The sequence below is a fragment of the Kribbella sp. DT2 genome, from assembly GCF_049844575.1.
Taxonomy (GTDB): Bacteria; Actinomycetota; Actinomycetes; order Propionibacteriales; family Kribbellaceae; genus Kribbella.
Genome location: NZ_JBNCLH010000001.1, coordinates 1,756,565 through 1,779,329 on the forward strand (window position 1 = coordinate 1,756,565; position 22,765 = coordinate 1,779,329).

Below are 22,765 nucleotides of genomic sequence, written 5' to 3' on the forward strand. Positions count from 1 at the left end.
GGCGACCACAGTAGCAATAATTGCGGGGCGCGCAAATTTCCGCGCTCAGCAATTATTCGCGCGGCAGCCAGCCGTTCCGGTAGGCGTCCCAGTGGGCGTCGGTCGCGGTGAAGTCGACGTAGATCGCCAGGCCGAAGTTCTGCTTGGGGGAGTTGCCCAGGCCGAGGCGGGCGCCGCGGACGGCGGCCTCGACGGTTTCGGCCTTGCCCCAGTGGCTGGGGTTGTTCTCCCAGTACGCCGGAAGGCCCATCAGGAGGTCCACGCGGTCGGGGGTGACCTCCAGGGCCAGTTGGGTCTGCTTGGCGACGTAGCCGCCGTACAGGGACTCCAGGGGCATGGCTGTGTCGTAGGACATCACCGCGATCTGCTCGACCCGGCGGGCCACCTCGGCGAAGTAGTCCTGGGACCACCACTTGCCCTCGTCGGCGATGGCCAGGGCGAGCGAGTTCACGGACCAGAGCGGATCGATCTGGGCGGCGGCGACCGAGAGCGGGACGTTGCGGCCGGCGGTGAGCTGGTGGACCTGGTCCAGGACGGCGAGGAAGCCCGCGGACCCGGACTCGACCGGCTCGAAGTCGAAGTGGATGCCGTCGAAGCCCTGGTCGAGCACGGCCCCGGACGACGCGGTCACCCGGTCGCGGACGGCCTGGTCGTCCAGGTCCATCCCGGGGTTCTTGGCGGGCTGCACGATGTCGCCCAGCCAGGCCTGCACCCGTACGCCGGGCGCGGCCTTGCTCATGGCGTCGGTGAACCAGCGGGCCTTGGGGGAGACCTTCGCCAGCGGGAGGCTGCCGTCGTGCTCCAGCGGGCCGGCGTGGACGTAGAGGTCGCGCACTCCGGTCGTCGCCAGCCGGTTGGCCAGGGCGGTGACGTCAGCCGCGGTCTTGCGGCCGTCCACCCAGGCGTGGCCGAGCCAGAGCGCGTCACGGCCGCGGGTGAGGGCCTGTGGTGACGGGTCGCCGATGTAGTGGAGGCGGAGCGACACGGCGTACGCCCCGAGAGGTACTGGGATCGCCAGCAGGAGGACGAGCAGCAGGACGGTGATCACCCGGCGCCGGCGGGACCAGTGCTGCCACCGGCGCTTCACGACGCGGCCACGGCTCTCGCCGGCACAGTCACGGCTCTCGCCGGCGCAGCAACGGCGCTCACCGGCGCGGCCGCAGTCCGTCGTACAGGATGGCGAGCATCCGGTCGCGGACCTCCAGGTCCAGACCGGCCGCCGTCGCGCCGCGGGAGGCCCCGACGAGCAGGGCGTACACCTCGGGGAACTGGGCGTCGGCACGGACCGCTCCGCTGCGCTGGGCCTTGACGAGCAGCTCGCCGAAGGCCTGGCGCATCTCGCCCCCGGCCTGGCGGGCCTGCTCACCAGGAGCACTGCCGGCCGCGCTGAGCGCCTCCGCGATCGCCAGCTTGGACCCCGCCTCGGCGACCACCTGGCTGAAGAACTCGTAGAACGCCGTACCGGGGTTGCTCGCGCCGGCCAGCTCACGGGCGGTGTCGCGCAGCCGTTGCAGCCGCAGCGTCAGCACCGCCTCCAGCAGCTCCACCTTGGTCGGGAAGTGCCGGAACACGGTCGCGATCCCGACCCCCGCCAACTTCGCCACGTCGTCGGTCGAGGCGGCCGTCGACCGCCCGAACACCTGCTCGGCCGCGGTCAGAATCCGCTCGCGGTTGTCCCGCGCGTCAGCTCGCACCCGCCCACCCTCCTTCGTCCCGCACAGCGTAGGAGACGCACGCCGAGGCCATTCGGTTGTAACCGAAGTGTCGACTCCGTATATTCGGAGTCATCACTTCGTTTATCTCGAGGAGGAGGGGAACATGACGACGCCCAGCGAGGTCTTCCTGCGCCTGGTCCACGGTGTGGCCGGCCGCGACTTCGACGCCCTGCCCGCCCTGTACGCCGAACAGACCGACGTCCGGCACCCGATGGCACCCGGCGGCGACCACCCGCTGCTCAGCCGGGAGGCGCTGGCCGAGCACTTCGGCCGCAACGCGCCGCGGGTCGCCGCGCTGGCCCGGTACCGGACGGAGAACATCCGGATCCACGAGACGACCGACCCGGAGGTGGTCGTCGCGGAGTTCGAGTACGCCGGGACGGGCTCGGCCGGCCAGCCGTTCCGGGCACCGTGCGTCTTCGTCCTGCGGGTCCGCGACGGCCTGATCGTGGAGTCCCGCGACTACATCGACCACGTCGCGATGGCGAGGGCCCGGGGGACCCTCGACGAACTCGTCGCCGCGGCCCGGGAACCGAGCGGCCCGGTGGCCGCGTCGTAGTCGGCAGAAGCGCAGAACGGCCCCGGTCCGCGGCAGACATGCCGGGCCGGGGTCGTCCCAATTCCTCAAGCCCGCAGGCCTTTCAGCGGCGTGACGGCCTTGGCGGCGATCACCAGCGCGGCCGCGGCGAGCACGATGTCCTTCAGGACGTACTGGGGGAGTACGCGGAAGGCCCCCACGGGGATCCGTGGGGGCCTTCGTTGCTTTGGGCAAATACTAGCGGTCGCCCATCGGCACGTAGTCGATGCCGCGGGCACCGGTGTAGATCTGCTTCGGGCGGGCGATCTTCTGGTCGCTGTCGCCGAGGCTCTCCAGCCACTGGGCCAGCCAGCCCGAGGTGCGCGGGATGGCGAACAGCACGGTGAACATCTCCGGCGGGAACTGCAGGGCCTCGTAGATCAGGCCGGAGTAGAAGTCCACGTTCGGGTAGAGCTTGCGGGAGACGAAGTACTCGTCCTCCAGCGCGATCTTCTCCAGCTCGACGGCGATCTTCAGCAGCGGGTTGATCCCGGTGACCTCGAAGACGTCGTCGGCGGCCTTCTTGATGATCTTGGCGCGCGGGTCGTAGTTCTTGTAGACCCGGTGGCCGAAGCCCATCAGCCGCTCTTCGCCGTTCTTCACGCCCTCGATGAACGACGGCACGTTGTCGACGGTGCCGATCCGGCGCAGCATCTTCAGCACGGCCTCGTTGGCGCCACCGTGCAGCGGGCCGTAGAGGGCGGCGATGCCACCGGTGACGGCGCTGTACGGGTCGACCTGGGTCGAGCCGATCGCCCGCACCGCGTTGGTGGAGGCGTTCTGCTCGTGGTCGGCGTGCAGGATGAACAGGATCTCCAGCGCGCGCACCAGGCGGTCGTCGGCGGCGTACTTGGGCTCGCTCATCTTGAACAGCATCGACAGGAAGTTCGCCGCGTAGCTGAGCTCGTTGTCGGGGTAGACGTACGGCTTGCCCTGCGCGTGGCGGTAGGCGAACGCGCCGAGCGTCGGCATCTTCGCGATCAGCCGGCGGATCTGCAGCGCCCGCGACTCCTCGTCGAAGATCTCCCGCGACTCGGGGTAGAACGTGGACAGCGCGCCGACCGAGGCCAGCAGCATGCCCATCGGGTGGGCGTCGTACCGGAAGCCCTGCATGAAGGTCTTCAGGTTCTCGTGCACGAACGTGTGATACGTCACGTCGTGCGCCCAGCCCTCGTACTCGGCCTTGTTCGGCAGCTTGCCGTTGACCAGCAGGTAGGCGACCTCGAGGTAGTTCGACTGCTCGGCGAGCTGCTCGATCGGGTAGCCGCGGTACTCCAGGATGCCCTTGTCACCGTCGATGAAGGTGACCGAGGAACGGGTCGAGGCGGTGTTGACGAAGCCGGGGTCGTAGGTGGCCAGGCCACCGTCTCCGTCGGTAGCGCTGATCTGCTTGAGATCTCCGGCACGGATGGTGCCGTCGGTGATGGCAAGGTCGTAGTCCTTGCCGGTCCGGTTGTCCCGGACGGTGAGCGACTGTTCGGTCACGGTGCCCTCTTCGGAAGCTGGCGTCATCGCCGGTGCCAGTGAGGGTGATCGTCAGCGGCGGGACGCGGTTCGGACTTCTGTTCTTCACCGCTAAACTAGTGCGGTCGGAGTTCGGTTCCAACCCGGGGTCCCCGGGTCGCTGACGCTCACTTTGACCCCGACGTGTCCCCGCCGGTATTCTGGGCTGCTGTTGTGCGTTTCAGGTCTGCACCGGTCCTCGGTGATACCGCTCGCCGACGCCCCACTTTCTGTCAACCTCTGAGAAACGAAGGTCAACGACCGTGCGCACGTACAGCCCGAAGCCTGCTGACGTCACCCGTGAGTGGCACGTGATCGACGCCACCGACGTCACGCTCGGTCGGCTCGCCGTCCAGATCGCAATTCTTCTGCGTGGCAAGCACAAGCCGACCTTCGCCCCGCACGTCGACGGAGGCGACTTCGTCGTCGTCGTCAACGCCTCCAAGATCAGCCTGTCCGGCAGCAAGCGGACGGACAAGCTGGCCTACCGCCACTCGGGTCACCCGGGCGGTCTGACGGCCACGCCGATCGGCGAGATCCTGGACAAGGACCCCCGTAAGGCCGTCGAGAAGGCTGTCTGGGGCATGCTGCCGAAGAACCGTCTCAGCCGGAAGCTGCTCACCAAGCTGAAGGTGTACGCCGGTCCGGAGCACCCGCACGCGGCCCAGCAGGCGAAGCCGTTCGAGATCACCCAGATCGCCCAGTAGAGCGATCGACGAGCCAGGTAAACGAGGATTTCCAGCGTGAGCGACGTCACCACCACCGAGACCGAGACCGACCTTGAGGTCCCCATCGACAACGAGGGACCGGTCGCCTACACCTCCGAGACGAACCCGAGCCCGGAGCAGCGCGCCGAGTCCGGCCGCGTCGCGGTGATCAACCCGGCCGGTGCGACCGGTCGCCGCAAGGAGGCCGTCGCTCGCGTCCGCCTCATCCCCGGCGCGGGCAGCATCACCGTCAACGGCAAGCCGATCGACCAGTACTTCCCGAACAAGGTTCACCAGCAGCACGTGAACGAGCCGTTCGTGGTCGCCGGTCTCGAGGGCTCCTACGACGTGATCGCCCGGATCAACGGCGGTGGCATCACCGGCCAGGCCGGCGCCCTGCAGCTCGGCATCGCCCGCTGCCTGAACGCCGCCGACGAGGAGGCGAACCGTGCGGGTCTGAAGAAGGCCGGTCTGCTCTCCCGCGACGCGCGGATCAAGGAGCGGAAGAAGGCCGGTCTCAAGAAGGCCCGTAAGGCTCCGCAGTACAGCAAGCGCTGATCACCTGATGCCGCGTTTGTTCGGCACGGACGGCGTCCGTGGCCTGGCGAACGTGGACCTGACCGCGGAGCTGGCGCTCGACCTTTCGGTCGCCGCCGCTCACGTACTCGGCGAGGCCGGTGCCTTCGAAGGGCACCGGCCACGCGCCGTTGTGGGCCGGGATCCGCGTGCCAGTGGTGAGTTCCTGGAAGCCGCCGTCGTGGCCGGTCTGGCCAGCGCCGGCGTCGACGTCTTCAAGCTCGGCGTCCTGCCGACCCCCGCGGTCGCGTACCTGACCGGTTCGACCGGTGCCGATCTCGGGGTGATGCTCTCGGCCAGCCACAACCCGATGCCCGACAACGGCATCAAGTTCCTGGCCCGGGGCGGGATCAAGCTCGACGACGTGATCGAGGACGCCATCGAGGCCCGGATGGGCGAGGAGTGGCAGCGCCCGACCGGCAAGGCCGTCGGGCGGGTGCTCGACGACGGCCAGGGCTTCGAGACCTATGTGGCGCACCTGGTCCGGTCCGCGCCCAACCGGTTCGACGGCCTCAAGGTCGTGATCGACTGCGCGAACGGTGCCGCGTCCCTGACGGCACCGGAAGCGCTGCGGCGCCTCGGCGCCGAGGTGATCACGTACGCCGCCAGCCCGGACGGCCTGAACATCAACCTCGAGTGCGGCTCCACCCACATGGAGGGGCTGCGCCGCGAGGTGATCGGGCACGGCGCCGATCTCGGCATCGCGCTCGACGGTGACGCCGACCGCTGCCTGGCGATCGACAACACCGGTGAGTTCGTCGACGGCGACCAGATCCTCGCCGTCCTCGCGCTCGCGATGCGCGACAGCGGGCAGCTGTCCAACGACACCGTCGTGGCGACCGTGATGAGCAACCTCGGCTTCGTCCAGGCGATGGTCCGGGAGCAGATCGCGGTCGAGCAGACCAAGGTCGGCGACCGGTACGTGCTGGAGGCGATGAAGGCCGGCGGTCACAAGCTCGGCGGTGAGCAGTCCGGGCACGTGATCCTGTCCGACCACGCCACCACCGGCGACGGCACGCTGACCGCGGTCATGCTGCTCGCCCGGGTCGCCGCGACCGGCAAGTCGCTGCGCGACCTGGCCGCCGTGATGACGCGGCTGCCGCAGGTCCTGGTCAACGTCCCGAACGTCGACAAGTTCCGCGCCGGCACCGACGCGGCCGTTCAGTCCGCCGTCGCGGAGGCCACCCGCAGCCTCGGCGACACCGGGCGCGTCCTGCTCCGTCCGTCCGGCACCGAGCCGCTCGTCCGCGTGATGGTCGAGGCCGAGTCGTCCGACACCGCTCACGAGGTCGCCCACTCGCTGGCCGACGTCGTGGCCGGCGCACTGAAGCTCTGAGTACGACGGGACGCTCCGGCCCGCTCCGAGTCTGGGGCCTGGCCGGGGCGTTCCTGCTTGCCGGCGTACTGATCGCCGCGAGCCAGTTCGCCACCGGCTCGACCGTCGTGGGGATCGTCGAGCTGGTCCTGTTCGGCGTCATCGCGCTGGTCTTCTCGCCGCTGGTCTTCCCGCGCTCACTCACCGACGCCGAGGCCGGCGCCCGCAGCGCCGAGACCGGCCGCCCGATCGTCTACTGGCGTCCCGGCTGCCAGTTCTGCCTCCGACTCCGCCTCAAGCTGGGCCGCCGCGGCGGTACGGCGTACTGGGTGAACATCTGGTCCGACCCGGCGGCCGCGGCCACCGTCCGATCGATTGCCCAAGGCAACGAAACCGTACCCACGGTGGTCGCCGGACCCGAGCACCGCGTGAACCCGGACCCCCGCTGGGTCCGCGACCAGCTGCACTGACCTTTTCACCACCCTTCGAACTGTTACCGCGTCGGCCTGACGCTGTGGAGCCGGGTCGTGTGGTCGAGTTCGAGCGGGGGGCCGGCCACGTCGCCGGGATGGCCTGCCGGGGTGTGCCGGCTCGGTCAGCAAGAGCATCGGCAAGTTCGACGGCCACCGCCTGGCACCGCCGGTGCATCCAGGACCTCCGCTTGCCCGCGTGCGGCCGGCAGTCGAGGCAGCGTCAGCGCTTCTGGTCGGCCCAGCGCCTGCCTGCCACCGCGGCAGCAGCGATCCAGCCGGCTGTTGTCGTGACGAAGGAGGCAGCGACCAGCACACGGTAGGCCGGTACCTTCTCAACCGATGGGGCGAATGCCGGCGGCGCGAACGCGAGTGCGTTGGTCCAGCAGCCCACCGCGAGCGGTACCGCGACCTTGCGCGGCAGCCGGCCAAGGGCGGCTGACGTGGCAGTGACGAGGCCACCCATGATCACGAGGTCAAGGTGGAGCTGCCGGATCCGGCCGGGCGCCCGCACGCCGAACCGGTCCAGGCTTCCGGGCCGGTAGACCACCGCGGCGTAGGCGAATCCGGTGGCAGCCCCGGCCGCGATCTGGGCGAGGCCGGACACGGTGAGCCCCGAGACGGCAGGGCGCCGAACGGAACCGGTCATTGGTGAACTCCTTCGTCGAGTGGTGCGCGGGGTGCGCCGAGGAACTCGGCGAGGGACGACTCCCTCACTCAAGTCAGACACCATTGTACGAGATGCGCGGCCGGCCCGGCGGCCGCGGCCACCGTCCGGTCGATTGCTCAAGGCAACGAAACCGTGCCCACGGTGGTCGCCGGACCCGAGCGCCGCGTGAAACCCGACCCCCACTGGGTCCGCGACCAGCTCCGCTGACTCTCCACCGACCAGCTCCGCTGACACTTCACCGGCCAGTTTTCGATGCCCGCTAGTTTATGTCATCCACAATGTGTATCGTATAAACATGGAAGACGAAGCAGAGGGCGCGTCCGACCTGGGGCGGATCGCTGATCTGCTGTGGCGGACCGAGGGTGACCGGCGGGAGGACGCCCGGCTCAGGCTCAGTGCGCGGCGGATCGTGACGGCTGCTGTTGCCCTCGCCGATGGCGAGGGGCTGGAGGTCGTGTCGATGCAGCGGGTCGCGTCCGAGTTGGGTTACACGACGATGGCGCTGTACCGGCACATCCCCAGCAAGGAGCATCTTGTGGTGGCGATGGTCGATGCCGCCACGGGCAGGCCGCCGGTGCCGCCATCTCCGCCGGGAGCGTGGCGGAGCGAGGTCGAGGCGTGGGTCCACGCGGTGTGGAACCTCTACCTGCAGCGGCCCTGGATGCTGCGGGCACCCACGCTGAGTGCACCGGTCGGCCCGAACGAGATGGCCTGGTTCGAGGCTCTGCTGAGCCCGCTCGCCCGGGCCGGGATCGCCCGCGCCGAGATGATCCCGATCGCCACGTTCATCTCGAGCGCCGTGCGCGACCTCGCGCGGGTGGCCACCGAGCTCGACCCCGCGGGGGCCGCCGCCTACGGCCAGGTGCTGGCCGAGCGCCTGAACCCCGAGCAGTTCCCCGTCCTGTGCTCGCTCGCGGCCGAGGACGGCCTCGACGAGGACGAGGACGGTGACGTCACGCCGATCGTCCGCTACGGCATCGAACGCCTGCTCGACGGCATCGAGGCCGCACTGGATTCCGCAACGAAACAAGGAGAAATGGGATGACCGAAGTTCAGATTCGACGCTGGATGGGGAGCTGTGGCATCGCCGCCGGCGTCTTCGCCGCGGTCGGGATCCCGTTGTACTTTCTGTACTCCGGCGCGCCGCCGGCCTCGAACGTGCTCACCAGGATCCTGCTGAACCTGCTGACGTGCGCCGTCCTGCTGGTCTTCCTGACCGGACTGCGCCACCTGATTCGCAGTGCCGGCGCCGCCTTCGAGTGGCCGGCGAGCCTGGCCTTCGGCGCCGGATTGGGGTACGTCATCGTCACGCTGATCGCGGCCTCCATCGAAGCCGGCGTCGTCCTCGAAACACCCGACGGAACGCTCGACCCCACGGTTGACGGCCCGCTGGCGCACGCCAACATGCTCCTGCACGGATCGGTCGCCCGACTGCTGACGGCGGTCACGCTGATCGCCGCCGGGCACGCGATCCTGCGCAGCGGGGTCCTGCCGCGCTGGGCCGGGCACAGCGCGTACGTCGTTGCCGCCATCAACCTCGCGTTCGTGCCGTCGCTGTTCTTCGGGACCGACGCCGCCCAGTTCTACAGCGCCGTCGGCTGGGGCAACAGCGCCCTGACCGCCGCGCTCATCGTCTACTGGGCCCTCGCCGTCGGCGTCGCGGTCCTGGCAAGTGTCCGCCGCCGCAGCATGACCCCCGCGGCTCCGATCGGCGCCAACGCCTGAGCCCTAGCGTGGAGGTGCGACCGACTCGCCGGGGAGGAGTTTGGCGGGGACCAGTTGCGGGGGGAGGGGAGCGGCGCCTTCGAGGTGCCGGATGAGGGACTGGGTGCCGAGGCGGCCCAGCTCGGGGCCGGGGGTTCGCATGATCGTGAGCTCCGGGTTACTCATGGCCGCCGTCTCGGGAACCATCAGCAGGGGGAGGACCGAGAGGTCGCGGGGGACGTCGCGGCCGAGCCGCTGCAGGCCGGCGGTGAGGCCGAGGGCGGCGAACTCGTTCATGACGAGGATCGCGGTCGTGGCGGGGTGGTCGCGGAGGACCTGGGCGGCGGCCTCGTGGCCGGCCCGGGTGGTGTCGGCGCACTCGACGACGACGACCTCCAGGTCGTGCTCGGCGGCGATGCGGCGGTAGGCGTCGCCGATCCGGACCCAGGGGCCGTAGGCGTGGAAGCGGGGGTCGTCGAGGTCGCCGGAGACCAGGACCAGCCGGCGGTGCCCTAGCGAGTACAAGTGCTGAACGGCGTCGGCGACCGTGGTGTCGAAGTCGATGTCCACGTGGGTCAGGCCCTCGAGCTCCGTCGTCCGGCCGATCATGGCGAACGGCGTACCGGTCTCTCGCAGGACGCCGACGCGGGCGTCGTCGAGCTGGACCTCCATCAGGACGACGCCGTCGACGAGGCCCTGGCCCAGCAGTTCGCGCAGCTCGACGCCGTCGTTGCCGACCGGCCAGAGCACCAGGTGGTAGTCGTCCTCGCGGGCCGTCTCGGCCGCGCTGGTGAAGAACTCCGCGGTCGACGTCCCGAACCGGTGCTCCAGCGCCGGGTACGCCATCGCGATGATGTGCGTACGCCGGCTCGCCAGCGCCCGCGCGACCACGTTGCGCCGGTAGCCGAGGTCGGCCATCGCCTGCTCGATCCGCGCCCGGGTCGCGGCGGCGACCGGTTTGGTGTCGTTCAGCAGGAACGACACGGTCGCGATCGACACCCCGGCGCGGTCCGCGACCTCCTGCATCGTCGCCATCGACGTTCCCCCTCGAGCCCTTGACAGCAGTGTGACCCAAGGAACATAGTCCTTGGAATCTCAGTTAAGCGCTTTACCAACGCCGCCGCAAGCGTGGTCGAGCGCTGTGATCGTCGATTCCCCGAAGGAGTCCGATGCCATGATCAGCAAGCGGATCACCGCTCTTCTGGCGGGCGCGACAGCGCTCCCGCTCCTGCTGGCAGCCTGTGGAGACAGCGGCGACAGCCCGTCCGCGTCGGGCGGAGACGTCAGCAGCCTCACCGTGCTCGACTACTACAACAACGAACCCGACAACGCCCTGGTCCAGAAGGGCCTGGACGGCTGCGCGACCAAGCTCGGGATCAGCATCCAGCGGGAGACGGTGCCTGGTGACACCTTGATCCAGAAGGTGCTGCAGCAGGCGTCGTCGAAGACGCTGCCCGACGTGCTGATGCTCGACAACCCCGACGTCCAGCAGATCGCCGCCACGGGGGCGCTCGCTCCGCTGAACGACATGGGCGTCACCGCGGAGGGCTTCGCGCAGGGCATCGTCGATGCCGGCTCGTACGACGGCAAGCTCTACGGCCTCGCGCCGGTGGTGAACACGATCGCGCTGTTCTACAACACGCAGATGCTCACCGAGGCGGGCGTTCAGCCGCCGAAGACCTGGGACGAGCTGAAGGCGGCGGCGAAGAAGCTGACCAAGCCGGGCCGCTACGGCATCGCGTTCAACGCCAACGCGACGTACGAGGGTGCTTGGCAGTTCCTGCCGGCGATGTGGACCAACGGCGGCGACGAGACCGACCTGACCAGCCCGCAGGTGACCGAAGCGCTGCAGCTGTGGACGGATCTGGTGCAGTCGGGGTCGGCGTCGAAGAGCGTCGTCAACTGGACCCAGGGCGACGCGAAGGACCAGTTCGCCGCGGGCAAGGCCGCGATGATGGTGAACGGCCCGTGGCAGATCCCGTCGCTGCAGAGCACGCCGGCCGTGAAGTGGGGCGTCGTCCAGTTCCCGGTGAACAAGGCCGGCCAGACGCCGGTCGCGCCGCTGGGTGGTGAGGCGTGGACGGTGCCGCTGAACAAGGACCAGGCCAAGCAGCAGAAGGCCGCGGACTTCGTGAAGTGCCTGACCTCGGACGAGAACGAGCTGACCTGGGCGAAGGCCCGGTTCACCGTGCCGACCCGGACCGCGCTGCTCGACACCTACGTCAAGAACGTGCCGTCGATGGCCGCGTTCACCGAGCAGGTCAAGAACGCCCGGTCCCGGACCGGCAAGCTGGGTGAGAAGTGGCCGGACGCCGCCAAGGTGATCTACCAGGCGGTGCAGCTGGCGCTGACCGGCAAGGCCTCTCCCCAGGACGCCTTCAAGCAGGCCTCCGGCGGCTGATCGCGATGGCGGACGGAACGCTGACACGTCCATCCGTACGGCGGCTGCCGCGCCTGGGCGGGCGGGGCCGCCGGGGCGAGGAGCTGACCAAGCTGCTGTTCGTCCTGCCGGCCGCGCTCGCGATGCTCGCGCTGTTCGGCTACCCGGTGGTGAAGAACCTGCTGATGAGCCTGCAGGACTACGGCCTGAAGACCTTCTTCACCGGCGAGGCACCGTTCGTCGGGCTGGCCAACTACACCGCGATGGTGAAGGACCAGTTGTTCTCGCAGGCGATGGTGAACACCGGCCTGTTCACCATCGGCTCGATCGCCTTCCAGTTCGCGATCGGGCTGGGGCTGGCGCTGTTCTTCCGGCGCCGGTTCCCGCTCAGCGGGTTCCTCCGGTCGATGCTGCTGCTGCCGTGGCTGCTGCCGCTGATCGTGTCGAGCGCGACCTGGCGCTCGATCCTCGAGCAGGACAACGGCATCCTCAACCGGACGCTGATCGGGGCCGGCCTGCTCGACGACCCGGTGCCGTGGCTGAACTCGCCGTCGGTGGCGCTGATCGCGGTGATCGGGGTGAACGTCTGGATCGGCATCCCGTTCAACGTGACGCTGCTGTACTCCGGGCTGAGCGAGATCCCCGACGAGCTCTACGAGGCCGGGCAGCTCGACGGCGCGACGGGCTGGCGGGCCTTCCTGCACATCACCTGGCCGAATCTGCGGGCGGTCGCGAGCGTCGTCCTGATGCTCGGGGTGGTCTACACGATCAAGGTGCTGGACATCATTCTCGGCCTGACCGGCGGTGGCCCGGCCAACGCGACCCAGACGCTCGCCACCCAGTCGTACGAGCGGTCGTTCGTCGACTTCAAGTTCGGTGAGGGCGCGGCGCTGAGCAACCTGCTGATCGCCCTGTCGTTCCTGTTCGCGATCTTCTACCTGCGCGGCACCCGCCGTGCGGTCGACGAGTAGGAGGCCCAGATGACCGACTCGACCGTACGCCGGACAGTCTTCTCCGTGCTCGGCGTCCTGATCCTGATCGTGATGCTGTTCCCGGTCTACTGGATGGTGAACGCGTCGCTGCAGCCGTCCGGCAACACGCTGACCGCGGGGCTGCTCCCGCTCGATCCGAGCTTCTCCGGGTACCGCCGGGCGCTCAGCGAGCAGGGCGGGCACCTGGTCACCAGCCTGATCATCGCGACCGGGACGGTCGTGCTCAGCCTGCTGATCGCCACGCCGTGCGCGTACGCGCTCTCGCAGTTCCGCTCGCGGTGGGTGTCGATCGGGCTGCTGGCGATCCTGATCTCGCAGATGATCCCGGGCATCGTGATCGCCAACGCGCTCTACACGGCGTACGAGCGGATCGGGCTGCTGAACTCGGTCCCGGGGCTGATCCTGGCCAACTGCAGCAGCGGGATCCCGTTCGCGATCCTGATCCTGCGCTCGTTCATGCTCTCGCTGCCACCGTCGCTGGTGGAGGCGGCGCGGGTGGACGGCGCCGGGCTGGTCCGCGCGTTCGTCGCGATCGTGCTGCCGATCTCGAAGAACTCGCTGATCACCGCGGGCCTGTTCAGCTTCCTCTTCTCCTGGAGCGACTTCCTGTTCGCGCTGACGCTGACCACCAAGAACGGCGTCCGGCCGGTGACGCTCGGGATCTACCAGTACCTCGGCACCCAGGTGCAGAACTGGAACGCGGTGATGGCCACCGCGGTGCTCTCGGCGATCCCGGCCGTCGTGCTGCTGGTCGTCGCGCAGAAGTACATCGCCGCCGGCGCCGTCGGCGGAGCGGTCAAATAACCTCGAAGGACAACGCAGATGACGCTGAAAGTTCTGGTCTGGGGCGAGAACCGGCACGAGCAGGTCGAGCCGCACGTCGCCGAGCTCTACCCCGACGGCATGCACGGAGCGATCGCCGCCGGCATCGCGGAAAACCTCGGTGACCAGGCAGAAGTCCGTACGACGACGCTCGACGAACCCGAGCACGGCCTCACCGAGGAGGTGCTGGCCACCACCGACGTCCTGGTCTGGTGGGGCCACGCCGCGCACGGCGAGGTCGAGGACAAGGTCGTCGACCGCGTGCACCAGCACGTGCTGGCCGGGATGGGCCTGGTCGTGCTGCACTCCGGGCACTGGTCGAAGATCTTCGGCAAGCTGATGGGGACGTCGTGCACGCTGCGCTGGCGCAGCGAGCGCGACCGTGAGCTGGTCTGGACGGTCGCGCCGACGCACCCGATCGCGCAGGGCGTTCCGCACCCGATCGAGATCGAGCAGCAGGAGATGTACGGCGAGTACTTCGACATCCCGGTGCCGGACGAGCTGATCTTCGTCTCGTCGTTCTCCGGCGGAGAGGTGTTCCGTTCGGGGTGCACCTGGCGGCGCGGGCACGGCAAGATCTTCTACTTCTCGCCCGGCGACCAGGACTTCCCGGTCTACCACCACAAGGACGTCCGCAGGGTGATCGCGAACGGCGTCGCCTGGGCGCGGACGGTCCGGCCGGAGCGCGCCGTACCGACGTTGCTGCGGTACGAGTCCGGCGACTTCTTCACCGGGCACGGCTACCAGGGCGCGATCGAGGAGCCTGCCGATGCCTGATCCGTTGCGCCTGATCCAGGTCGGGGCAGGAGGGATGGGCCGGGCCTGGTTGCGCACGATCGCCGCCAACGACGACGTCGCCCTGGCCGGCCTGGTCGACCTCGACCTGGACGTCGCCCGTACGGCGGCCGCCGAGCACGGCCACGCCGACGTACCGGTGGCCCGGTCGCTCGACGAGTTGGCGGCCGGGGCCGACGCGGTGATCGACGTGACCGTCCCGGCGGCACACCCGACGGTCAGCATCAGCGCGTTGCTGCGTGGGCTGCCGGTGCTCTGCGAGAAGCCGCTGGCCGAGACGGTGCGGGAGTGCCTGCCGATGGTCGCCGCGTCGGAGGTGAGCGGCAAGCTGCTGATGGTCTCGCAGTCGCGGCGCTACTTCCGGGCCGGTACGGCGTTCGGCCGGCAGCTCGCCGAGCTCGGCCCGGTCGGGTCGCTGTCGTGCGAGTTCTTCAAGGCTCCGCACTTCGCCGGGTTCCGCGAGCGGATGGCCGAGCCGCTGCTGGTCGACATGGCGATCCACCAGTTCGACCTGGCGCGCAAACTGATCGGTGCCGAACCGGTGTCGGTGTACTGCGAGTCGTACAACCCGGACTGGAGCTGGTTCGCCGGGAACGCGGCGGCGAACGCGATCTTCACGTTCGCCGACGGCACCCGGTTCTCCTTCACCGGGAGCTGGTGCGCCGCCGGCCAGGAAACCTCGTGGAACGGCCGTTGGCGAGCCGTCACTGCCGCCGGCACGGCAACCTGGGACGGCGACAACCCACCTGTTTCCGAGGGCCTTGGCGCCGAACTGCCCGACGAGCCGGAAGAGATCGCCGGTTCGCTGGCCGAGTTCGTCGAGGCGGTCCGGTCCGGGAGGACCCCGCAGTCGGAGGTCCACTCCAACCTGGTCAGCGTCGCCATGGTCGAGGCCGCCGTACGGTCTGCTGGTCTCGGTGTGCCGGTGCGGATCGCCGACGTCGTGAGCGCCGCGTTCACCGACGCGCTGGCCACGGTTCAGCAGCCGGAACTGCTGGAAACGCTGAAGGCCTGGGAGGATGACTTGCCGTTTCCCCTTGACCCACCTGCGAGGCGTGGGTAACTTTCGCGTGCGGGGGAGATGCGTGTAACTCAATTACCTCAAGGGGCCGGTCATGTCGTCGTTGCGCCGCCGTACTGCCATCGCCAGTCTTGCCGCCGCGACCGTGGCCGGCCTCCTTCCCGCGGCTGCGGGCGCCGCGCCGCCACCCGAACCGCGGCAGCCGATCACCAGCCTTCAGCAGGCCACGAAGGCGATGCAGGGCATGTCGCTGGAGGAGAAGATCGGCCAGCTGTTCGTGCTGTTCGCCTACGGCCCGGACGCGAGCAAGCCCGATCCGCGCAACACCGCCCTGTACGGCGTCGCGACGCCGGCCGAAGTCGTCGCGAAGTACAAGCCGGGCGGCTGGATCTACTTCAACGCGCGCGACAACGTGCAGAACCCGACGCAGCTGGCGACGTACTCGAACCAGCTGCAGACGGCGGCCCTCAAGACCGGACTGCACCTGCCGCTGACGATCGCGACCGACCAGGAGCAGGGCGTCGTGGTCAGGATCGGTCCGCCGGCCACGCAGTTCGGCGGCAACATGGCCCACGGCGCCACTCGCAGCACGACGGACGCCCGGACCGCGGCCGGCATCACCGGCCGCGAGCTGAAGGCGATGGGCATCCGGCAGGACTACGCGCCGGACGCCGACGTGAACGTGAACGCGCTCAACCCGGTGATCGGTGTCCGCTCCTACTCGAGCGACCCGAAGCTGGTCTCCGACATGACCGTCGCCCAGGTCCAGGGCTACCAGCGCGACGCCGGCATCACGGCGACCGCGAAGCACTTCCCGGGCCACGGTGACACCCGCGACGACAGCCACAACTCGCTGCCGACGATCAACCACACCCTGCAGGAGTGGAACACGATCGACGCGCCGCCGTTCAAGGCCGCGATCAAGGCCGGGATCGACTCGATCATGACCGCGCACATCGCGGTCCCGTCGCTCGACCCGTCCGGCGACCCGGCGACGCTGAGCAAGCCGATCATGACCGGCGTGCTGCGCAACCAGCTCGGCTTCAAGGGCCTGATCATCACCGACGCGCTGGAGATGGCCGCGGTCCGGGCCAAGTACGGCGACGCCGAGGTCGCGGTCCGCGCGCTCGAGGCCGGTGCCGACCAGCTGCTGCTGCCGCCGGCTCCCGACGTACAGTTCAAGGCCGTTGTCGACGCCGTGAAGTCCGGCCGGCTCAGCGAGCGCCGGATCGACGAGAGCCTGCTGCGGATCCTGCTGGTCAAGCTGAAGAACGGCAGCCTGCTGTCGCCGTTCTCGAACCCGGCGCAGATCCCGAGCAAGGTCGGTACGCCGGCCAGCCTGGCCACCGCGCAGAAGATCGTCGACAAGTCCGTGACGCTGGTCAAGGACACCACCAAGAACCTGCCGCTCAGCAACACCCCGCGCAAGGTCCTGGTCACCGGGTGGGGAGTCTCGACCACGCAGGCGCTCGGCGACAGCCTGACCAAGCGCGGCGCGACCACGACCGTCGCCCAGACCGGCGCGGCCCCGACGGACGCGGCGATCACCGACGCGGTGACGAAGGCCCAGGCCAACGACGTCACCGTCGTACTGACCCAGAAGGCGTGGGACACGACCGTCACCGACAAGCTGGCCAAGCAGCAGAAGCTGGTCAAGGACCTGCTCGCCACCGGCAAGACCGTGATCGTCGTCGCCGTCCGCGACCCGTACGACATCGCGTACTTCGACGAGGCCCCGACCTACCTGGCGACCTACGGCTACGCGGCGGTCTCGATGGAGTCGCTGGCCAAGGTCCTGTACGGCGAGATCAAGCCGACCGGCAAGCTCCCGGTCGACATCCCGGTGGCGGGTCAGCCGGCCACTCCGCTCTACCCGTTCGGCCACGGTCTGAGCTGGTGACCCGGATGGAGCTCACCCGACGGCAGACGCTCGGCCTCGCGGCCGCGGCTGTCGCCGGTACGACGCTCGGTGCGACTGCTCCCGCGCGGGCGGCGGGCAGTCGCTGGGTCCGCGAGACCCTGCACGGGATGTCGCTGGAGCAGAAGGTCGGGCAGCTGTTCGTCTGCTACGCCTACGGCCCGGCCGCCTCCACCGCCGATCCCCGTAACACCGACCTGTACGGCGTCGCGACGCCGGCCGAGGTGGTCCGCAAGTACCACCTCGGCGGTGTCATCTACTTCGCCTGGACCGACTCGGTGAAGGACCCGCAGCAGATCGCCCGGCTGTCGAACGGCCTGCAGTCGGCGGCCCTCGGCACCGGCGGCGTCCCGCTGCAGATCAGCACCGACCAGGAGCACGGCGTCGTGTTCCGGGTCGGCCCGCCGGCCACGCAGTTCCCGGGCGCGATGGCGCTCGGGGCAACGCGGTCCGTGCAGTTCGCCCGTCAGGCGGGCGGGATCGGCGGTCGCGAGCTGAAGGCCGTCGGCGTGACGACCGACTTCGCGCCGGTCGCCGACGTGAACGTGAACCCGCTCAACCCGGTGATCGGCGTCCGCTCGTTCTCGTCCGACACCAAGCTGGTCGCGGACCTGACCGCCGCGCAGGTGCAGGGCTACCAGCGCGACGGCCGGATCGTCTCGACCGCGAAGCACTTCCCGGGCCACGGCGACACCGCGACCGACAGCCACACCGGGATCCCGGTCATCAACCACACCGTTCAGGAGTGGAACGCGATCGACCGGCCGCCGTTCGACGCGGCGATCCGGGCCGGGATCGACTCGATCATGACCGCGCACATCGTCGTACCGGCGCTGGATCCGTCCGGCGACCCGGCGACGCTGAGCAAGCCGATCCTGACCGGGATCCTGCGCGAGCAGCTGCGCTTCGACGGGGTCGTGATCACCGACTCGCTCGGCATGCAGGGCGTGCGCGACAAGTACGGCGACGCCGAGATCCCGCTGCGCGCGCTCGAGGCGGGCGTCGACCAGCTGCTGATGCCGGTCGACCTGGACCTGGCGTACAACTCGGTCCTGAGCGCGGTGCGCAGCGGCCGGATCAGCGAGCAGCGGATCGACCAGAGCGTCGAGCGGGTGCTGAAGCTCAAGCTCAAGACCGGTGTCGTCGACCGCCCGTACGTCGAGCTCGCGCAGGTCGCGAAGGTCGTCGGTACGCCGGCCAACTACGCCGTCGCGCAGAAGATCGCCGACCACACCACGACCGTGCTGCGCAACGACGCCGGGCTGCTCCCGCTCTCGTCCGCGCCGCGCACGATCCTGGTCGCGGGCTACACCCCGGCCGGGCTCGGCGCGGCCTTGCAGAGCCGCGGGCACACGACCGTCGTGAAGGACACCGGCGCGACGCCGACCGACGCGAAGATCACCGAGGCGGTCGCGGCGTCGGAGGCGGCCGACCTCACCGTCGTACTGACGATGAAGGCGTGGGACACCGACGTCACCGACAAGCAGGCCAAGCAGCAGAAGCTGGTCAACGACCTGCTCGCCACCGGCCGTCCCGTGGTCGTCGTCGCCGTGCGCGACCCGTACGACGTCTCGCGCTTCCCGGCCGCTGCCACGACGCTGGCGACGTACTCGTACGCCGCGGTGTCGATGGAGGCGCTGGCCAAGGTCCTGACCGGCGAGGTCGCGCCGACCGGCAAGCTGCCGGTGGACGTCCCGACCGTGGACGATCCGTCGAAACCGCTGCACCCGTTCGGGCACGGGCTCACCTGGGACGCGCGGGAGACCCGGCTGACGGTGGCGTCGTACAACATCCACGCGGGCGCCGGCGAGGACAACGTGTTCGACCTCGACCGGACCGCGCTGGCGCTGAAGGCGCTCGACGCGGACGTGATCGGTCTGCAGGAGGTCGACGTGCACTGGGACGCGCGCAGCCAGTGGCTCGACACGCTCGGCTCGCTGGCGGAGAAGCTCGGGATGCACGCCGGGTTCGCGCCGATCTACGACCTGGACCCGCCCGCCGCCGGGCAGCCGCGACGTCAGTACGGCGTCGGGCTGCTGTCGCGCTTCCCCTTGGTGCGCACGGAGAACCACTCGATCACCCGGCTGTCGACCCAGGACCCGAACCCGGTGCCCGCGCCGGGACCCGGGTTCCTGGAGGCCGAGCTCGACGTGCGCGGCCGCCGGGTGCACGTCTACGTCACCCACCTGGACTACCGCGAGGATCCCGCCGTACGCCGGGCGCAGGTGGACGACACGGTGAAGATCCTGGCCCGGGACCGGGCGAAGGACCTGCAGATCCTCACGGGTGACTTCAACGCCGAGGCGTCGGCGCCCGAGCTGGCCAAGGTGTGGCGCAAGCTCGACGACAGCTGGACCGCCGCCGCGACGACCACCGGTGGTCCGTCGACCTACCCGGCCGGCGTACCGGTGAAGCGGATCGACTTCGTCACCGTCGGCCGCGGCTTCCGGGTCGCGCACGCCGCCGTACCTCAAGAGTCCGAGGCCAGCGACCATCGCCCTGTGGTGGCCGGTCTGCACTTCCGCCCGTAACCTCCCCTGCCTGAAGGAGAACCCCGATGAAGCGCCGCAGTCTGCTGGCGGGTGCCGGAGCCCTGGCCGCCGCACCGCTGATCACCACCCAGGCCGCGTCCGCGGCCGAGCAGCCCAAGCACGGCAGCAAGGGGGTGCTGACCGGCGCCCAGGCGCTGGCCAAGGACAACTGGCGGGCACTGGCCGGCCAGAAGGTCGGCGTGATCAGCAACCCGACCGGCATCCTGAACGACCTGAACCACGTCGTCGACACCATGCACGCCTCCGGCAAGGTCAACGTGGTCGCGGTCTTCGGGCCCGAGCACGGCTTCCGCGGCAGCGCGCAGGCCGGCGGTTCCGAGGGCGACCACGTCGATCCGCGGACCGGGATCATGGTCTACGACGCGTACGGCGCGGACGCGGCCAAGCTGGTCACGCTCTACCAGAAGTCCGGTGTCGAGACGGTCGTCTTCGACATCCAGGACGTCGGCGCGCGGTTCTACACCTACATCTGGACGATGTACGAGGCGATGCTCGCGGCGGTCCGGACCGGTGCGAAGTTCGTCGTACTGGATCGTCCGAACCCGGTCGGCGGGTACGCGCGCGGGCCGATGCTGAAGCCCGGTTTCACCTCCGGCGTGGGCAAGGAGGAGATCATCCAGCAGCACGGCATGACGGTGGGCGAGCTGGCCCGGCTGTTCAACGCCGAGTACCTCCCGGTGGACGCGAACGGCGCCCGGCTCAAGGAGCTGCAGGTGATCAAGGTCGAGGGCTGGAAGCGCGACCAGATCTTCACCGACACCGGCCTGACCTGGGTGATGCCGAGCCCGAACATGCCGACGCCGGACACCGCCCTGCTCTACCCGGGCACCTGCCTGTTCGAGGCGACCAACATGTCCGAGGGCCGTGGCACCACCCGGCCGTTCGAGCTGATCGGTGCGCCGTACATCGACTACAAGTGGGCGCAGGCGCTGCAGGCCAAGAACATCCCGGGCATCGACTTCCGCGAGGCGTACTTCACGCCGTTCATCTCCAAGAACGCGAACGTGCTGTGCGGCGGCGTCCAGGTGCAGATCACCGACCCGCACAAGGTCGAGGCGATCGTCGCGGCGACGCACATGATCGTCGAGGCGAAGAAGCTCTACCCGGGCTTCGCCTGGCGGACCGGTGACAACCCGCCCGGCCGGTGGATCGACCTGCTGACCGGGTCGGACCGTTTCCGGACGATGCTGGACGGTGGCGCGACCGCCGAGGCGATCGTCGCGGCCTGGAAGTCCGAGACCAACGCGTGGACCGCGCGACGCGCCAAGTACCTGCTGTACAAGGGAGACCACCGGTGAAGAGAACCGTACTCGGTGTGGCGGTAGTGTCGTCCCTGATGCTCACCATGGCCGCCCCTGCAGTTGCTACGGGCAACAAATCCGGACGTTTCGACGAGCCGTTCTCCGGCTACGCGCCGAAGGGAACGCTGCTGCGCGACGCGACTCCTGCCAAGGCCGGTCTCGACCCGGCGCCGATCGACGCGGCACTGGCCCAGGTGGCCGGCTGGACGCAGCCGAGCGGCACGGTCAAACCCCTGTACGCCGGTGCGGTCACGCTGCTCGGTCACGACGGCAAGATCGTCACCCGCGAGGCGACCGGGCTCGCGCTGAAGTACGCCGACGGCAGCGGCACCGAGCTGCCCAAGGACCAGCAGATCCCGATGCGCGACGACACGATCTTCGACATGGCCTCGGTCTCGAAGCTGTTCACCTCGATCGTCGTGCTGCAGCTGGTGGAGAAGAACAAGGTCTCGCTGGACGAGCCGATCGCGACGTACGTGCCGGAGTTCGCCGAGAACGGCAAGGCCGCCATCACGGTCCGGCAGGCGCTCACGCACACCACCGGCCTGCCCGCGTTCCTGCCGCTGTGGAGCGCGCAGCCCGACCCGGCGTCGCGGATGAACATGGCGCTGACCGCCAAGCTGGTCAACCCGGCGGGTAGCACGTACCTCTACAGCGACCTGAACCTGATCTCCCTCGGCGAGCTGGCGCACCGGGTGACCGGCAAGACGCTGGACAAGCTGGTCGCCGACGGCATCACCAAGCCGCTGCAGATGAAGGACACCGGCTACAACCCGGACCCGAAGAAGAAGCCGCGGATCGCCGCGACGGAGTTCCAGGTCGCGCCGGACCGCGGCATGGTCTGGGGCTCGGTGCACGACGAGAACGCCTGGTCGCTCGGCGGCGTCGCCGGTCACGCCGGCGTGTTCAGCACCGCCGACGATCTCGCCGTGCTGGCGCAGACCTTCCTGAACGGCGGCAGCTACCGGCACGCCCGGATCCTGAAGGAAAGCTCCGTCACCGCGATGATCACGAACTTCAACCAGGGCTTCCCGGGCAACGACCACGGCCTCGGCTTCGAGCTCAACCAGCGCTGGTACATGGGCGGCCTGTCCGGTCCCCGCGCGGCCGGCCACACCGGGTACACCGGGACGTCGATCGTGATCGACTTCGACTCCCGCTCGTTCGCGATCCTGCTGAGCAACCGGGTGCACCCGAGCCGGAACTGGGGCAGCAACAACCCGGCCCGGCGCGCGGTCGTCCAGGGGCTGGCGCTGTCGCTCGGGGTCGGGCCGCGGCACGGCAAGGACGCCTGGTTCTCCGGTACGACGGACGCCGCGACGACCATGCTCGCGCTGCCGGTCGCCGTACCGGCTGCTGGTGCGAAACTGGCCTTCGACCTGTTCGTGGACACCGAGGACACCGACCTGCTGTACCTGGAGAGCTCGACGGACGGGGCGACGTGGACCAAGGTCCCGTTCACCGTGCGCGACCGGGGGACGGTGATCGACACCGACGGCTCGATCAGCGGGTCCGGTGACCGGCACTGGCACCAGGTGTCGGCGGAGGTCCCGGGCGGTCAGCAGACACTGCGTTGGCGCTACACGTCCGACCCGCTGTACCAGGGCCGGGGAGTCTTCGTGGACGGCGTGAAGCTCACCGACGGCCGGAAGGTGCTTTTCGACGGTGAGCGCAGCCCGGAGGCATTTACCGCGACAGGTTGGAGACTTTCGCGTCGGTGACCCCGTCGGGTGCTCATTCGCCGTAC

General features: G+C 69.4%; 21 protein-coding genes. 16 read left to right on the top strand and 5 right to left on the bottom strand.

Going from position 1 to position 22,765, the window contains the following annotated elements; translation table 11 throughout:
- Positions 1–52: 52 nt before the first annotated feature.
- Positions 53–1,087 carry a hypothetical protein gene (locus tag ACLQ2O_RS08435; RefSeq protein ID WP_425828906.1) on the bottom strand — a complete coding sequence of 345 codons (1,035 nt, stop codon included), beginning with the start codon at positions 1,085–1,087 and terminating at the stop codon, positions 53–55.
- 58 nt (positions 1,088–1,145) lie between these two features.
- Positions 1,146–1,694 (bottom strand): TetR/AcrR family transcriptional regulator, encoded by a 549-nt coding sequence (locus ACLQ2O_RS08440; RefSeq protein ID WP_425828908.1) that lies wholly within the window; start codon positions 1,692–1,694, stop codon positions 1,146–1,148.
- Positions 1,695–1,818: 124 nt separating this feature from the next.
- On the opposite strand from ACLQ2O_RS08440, the gene ACLQ2O_RS08445 reads away from it, so the two are divergent.
- On the top strand, positions 1,819–2,274 hold the full coding sequence (locus tag ACLQ2O_RS08445) for a nuclear transport factor 2 family protein (RefSeq protein WP_425828910.1): 456 nt from the start codon (positions 1,819–1,821) through the stop codon (positions 2,272–2,274).
- Between the two features lie 216 nt (positions 2,275–2,490).
- Here ACLQ2O_RS08445 and ACLQ2O_RS08450 read toward each other — a convergent pair whose 3' ends face one another.
- Positions 2,491–3,777 (bottom strand): citrate synthase, encoded by a 1,287-nt coding sequence (locus ACLQ2O_RS08450; protein ID WP_425828912.1) that lies wholly within the window; start codon positions 3,775–3,777, stop codon positions 2,491–2,493.
- Positions 3,778–4,058: 281 nt separating this feature from the next.
- On the opposite strand from ACLQ2O_RS08450, the gene rplM reads away from it, so the two are divergent.
- The 4 genes from rplM (at position 4,059) to ACLQ2O_RS08470 (ending at position 6,863) form a co-directional block, all read left to right on the top strand.
- Complete coding sequence (rplM, locus tag ACLQ2O_RS08455; protein ID WP_425828914.1) at positions 4,059–4,502, top strand: 50S ribosomal protein L13; 444 nt, start codon at positions 4,059–4,061, stop codon at positions 4,500–4,502.
- 36 nt (positions 4,503–4,538) lie between these two features.
- Entirely contained in the window at positions 4,539–5,060 is a 522-nt protein-coding gene (gene rpsI / locus ACLQ2O_RS08460; protein ID WP_425828916.1) for a 30S ribosomal protein S9, read from the top strand.
- A 7-nt stretch (positions 5,061–5,067) separates the two neighbouring features.
- Positions 5,068–6,414: a phosphoglucosamine mutase gene (glmM, locus tag ACLQ2O_RS08465; RefSeq protein ID WP_425828918.1), complete on the top strand. Its 1,347-nt coding sequence runs from the start codon at positions 5,068–5,070 to the stop codon at positions 6,412–6,414.
- A gap of 107 nt (positions 6,415–6,521) precedes the next feature.
- The gene (locus ACLQ2O_RS08470; protein WP_425828920.1) at positions 6,522–6,863 is read left to right on the top strand and encodes a glutaredoxin domain-containing protein; all 342 of its coding nucleotides are present in this window, start codon (positions 6,522–6,524) and stop codon (positions 6,861–6,863) included.
- A gap of 223 nt (positions 6,864–7,086) precedes the next feature.
- Here ACLQ2O_RS08470 and ACLQ2O_RS08475 read toward each other — a convergent pair whose 3' ends face one another.
- Positions 7,087–7,512 (bottom strand): hypothetical protein, encoded by a 426-nt coding sequence (locus ACLQ2O_RS08475; RefSeq protein WP_425828922.1) that lies wholly within the window; start codon positions 7,510–7,512, stop codon positions 7,087–7,089.
- Between the two features lie 316 nt (positions 7,513–7,828).
- Between ACLQ2O_RS08475 and ACLQ2O_RS08480 the strand changes: the two genes are divergently transcribed.
- A complete protein-coding gene (locus ACLQ2O_RS08480; protein WP_425828924.1) occupies positions 7,829–8,578 on the top strand; it encodes a TetR/AcrR family transcriptional regulator in 750 nt (249 codons plus the stop codon).
- A complete protein-coding gene (locus ACLQ2O_RS08485) occupies positions 8,575–9,258 on the top strand; it encodes a hypothetical protein (protein WP_425828926.1) in 684 nt (227 codons plus the stop codon). The genes ACLQ2O_RS08480 and ACLQ2O_RS08485 overlap by 4 nt, the downstream gene beginning before the upstream one ends.
- Before the next feature lie 3 nt (positions 9,259–9,261).
- Here the strand turns inward: ACLQ2O_RS08485 and ACLQ2O_RS08490 are convergent, their stop codons facing one another.
- On the bottom strand, positions 9,262–10,272 hold the full coding sequence (locus ACLQ2O_RS08490) for a LacI family DNA-binding transcriptional regulator (protein ID WP_425828928.1): 1,011 nt from the start codon (positions 10,270–10,272) through the stop codon (positions 9,262–9,264).
- A 139-nt stretch (positions 10,273–10,411) separates the two neighbouring features.
- Here ACLQ2O_RS08490 and ACLQ2O_RS08495 point away from each other — a divergent pair, with 139 nt between their 5' ends.
- The 9 genes from ACLQ2O_RS08495 to ACLQ2O_RS08535 are packed head-to-tail and all read left to right on the top strand — an operon-like array spanning position 10,412 to position 22,739.
- Positions 10,412–11,638: a sugar ABC transporter substrate-binding protein gene (locus tag ACLQ2O_RS08495; protein WP_425828930.1), complete on the top strand. Its 1,227-nt coding sequence runs from the start codon at positions 10,412–10,414 to the stop codon at positions 11,636–11,638.
- Between the two features lie 5 nt (positions 11,639–11,643).
- Positions 11,644–12,588 (top strand): carbohydrate ABC transporter permease, encoded by a 945-nt coding sequence (locus ACLQ2O_RS08500; protein ID WP_425828932.1) that lies wholly within the window; start codon positions 11,644–11,646, stop codon positions 12,586–12,588.
- 9 nt (positions 12,589–12,597) lie between these two features.
- Positions 12,598–13,413, top strand: a complete 816-nt coding sequence (locus tag ACLQ2O_RS08505) for a carbohydrate ABC transporter permease (RefSeq protein ID WP_425828934.1) — start codon at positions 12,598–12,600, stop codon at positions 13,411–13,413.
- An 18-nt stretch (positions 13,414–13,431) separates the two neighbouring features.
- Positions 13,432–14,208, top strand: coding sequence for a ThuA domain-containing protein (locus ACLQ2O_RS08510; protein WP_425828936.1), 777 nt, complete (start codon positions 13,432–13,434; stop codon positions 14,206–14,208).
- Positions 14,201–15,289 carry a Gfo/Idh/MocA family protein gene (locus ACLQ2O_RS08515; protein ID WP_425828938.1) on the top strand — a complete coding sequence of 363 codons (1,089 nt, stop codon included), beginning with the start codon at positions 14,201–14,203 and terminating at the stop codon, positions 15,287–15,289. The genes ACLQ2O_RS08510 and ACLQ2O_RS08515 overlap by 8 nt, the downstream gene beginning before the upstream one ends.
- Positions 15,290–15,341: 52 nt before the next feature.
- On the top strand, positions 15,342–17,147 hold the full coding sequence (locus ACLQ2O_RS08520; protein WP_425828940.1) for a glycoside hydrolase family 3 protein: 1,806 nt from the start codon (positions 15,342–15,344) through the stop codon (positions 17,145–17,147).
- A gap of 5 nt (positions 17,148–17,152) precedes the next feature.
- Positions 17,153–19,696, top strand: coding sequence for a glycoside hydrolase family 3 N-terminal domain-containing protein (locus tag ACLQ2O_RS08525; protein ID WP_425828942.1), 2,544 nt, complete (start codon positions 17,153–17,155; stop codon positions 19,694–19,696).
- 26 nt (positions 19,697–19,722) lie between these two features.
- Positions 19,723–21,015, top strand: coding sequence for an exo-beta-N-acetylmuramidase NamZ family protein (locus ACLQ2O_RS08530; RefSeq protein WP_425828944.1), 1,293 nt, complete (start codon positions 19,723–19,725; stop codon positions 21,013–21,015).
- Complete coding sequence (locus tag ACLQ2O_RS08535; RefSeq protein WP_425828946.1) at positions 21,012–22,739, top strand: serine hydrolase; 1,728 nt, start codon at positions 21,012–21,014, stop codon at positions 22,737–22,739. Before ACLQ2O_RS08530 ends, ACLQ2O_RS08535 begins: the two co-directional genes overlap by 4 nt.
- The last annotated feature ends 26 nt before the right edge of the window (positions 22,740–22,765 follow it).

Excerpts from the sequence above, each read along its gene's own strand:
- ACLQ2O_RS08485 (WP_425828926.1), top strand. The coding sequence starts at position 8,575 with ATGACCGAAGTTCAGATTCGACGCTGGATGGGGAGCTGTGGCATCGCC.
- ACLQ2O_RS08490 (WP_425828928.1), bottom strand. The coding sequence starts at position 10,272 with ATGGCGACGATGCAGGAGGTCGCGGACCGCGCCGGGGTGTCGATCGCG.
- glmM (WP_425828918.1), top strand. The coding sequence starts at position 5,068 with ATGCCGCGTTTGTTCGGCACGGACGGCGTCCGTGGCCTGGCGAACGTG.
- ACLQ2O_RS08525 (WP_425828942.1), top strand. The coding sequence starts at position 17,153 with ATGGAGCTCACCCGACGGCAGACGCTCGGCCTCGCGGCCGCGGCTGTC.
- ACLQ2O_RS08500 (WP_425828932.1), top strand. The coding sequence starts at position 11,644 with ATGGCGGACGGAACGCTGACACGTCCATCCGTACGGCGGCTGCCGCGC.
- ACLQ2O_RS08445 (WP_425828910.1), top strand. The coding sequence starts at position 1,819 with ATGACGACGCCCAGCGAGGTCTTCCTGCGCCTGGTCCACGGTGTGGCC.
- ACLQ2O_RS08475 (WP_425828922.1), bottom strand. The coding sequence starts at position 7,512 with ATGACCGGTTCCGTTCGGCGCCCTGCCGTCTCGGGGCTCACCGTGTCC.
- ACLQ2O_RS08505 (WP_425828934.1), top strand. The coding sequence starts at position 12,598 with ATGACCGACTCGACCGTACGCCGGACAGTCTTCTCCGTGCTCGGCGTC.
- ACLQ2O_RS08480 (WP_425828924.1), top strand. The coding sequence starts at position 7,829 with ATGGAAGACGAAGCAGAGGGCGCGTCCGACCTGGGGCGGATCGCTGAT.
- ACLQ2O_RS08520 (WP_425828940.1), top strand. The coding sequence starts at position 15,342 with ATGTCGTCGTTGCGCCGCCGTACTGCCATCGCCAGTCTTGCCGCCGCG.
- ACLQ2O_RS08510 (WP_425828936.1), top strand. The coding sequence starts at position 13,432 with ATGACGCTGAAAGTTCTGGTCTGGGGCGAGAACCGGCACGAGCAGGTC.
- ACLQ2O_RS08495 (WP_425828930.1), top strand. The coding sequence starts at position 10,412 with ATGATCAGCAAGCGGATCACCGCTCTTCTGGCGGGCGCGACAGCGCTC.
- ACLQ2O_RS08530 (WP_425828944.1), top strand. The coding sequence starts at position 19,723 with ATGAAGCGCCGCAGTCTGCTGGCGGGTGCCGGAGCCCTGGCCGCCGCA.
- ACLQ2O_RS08515 (WP_425828938.1), top strand. The coding sequence starts at position 14,201 with ATGCCTGATCCGTTGCGCCTGATCCAGGTCGGGGCAGGAGGGATGGGC.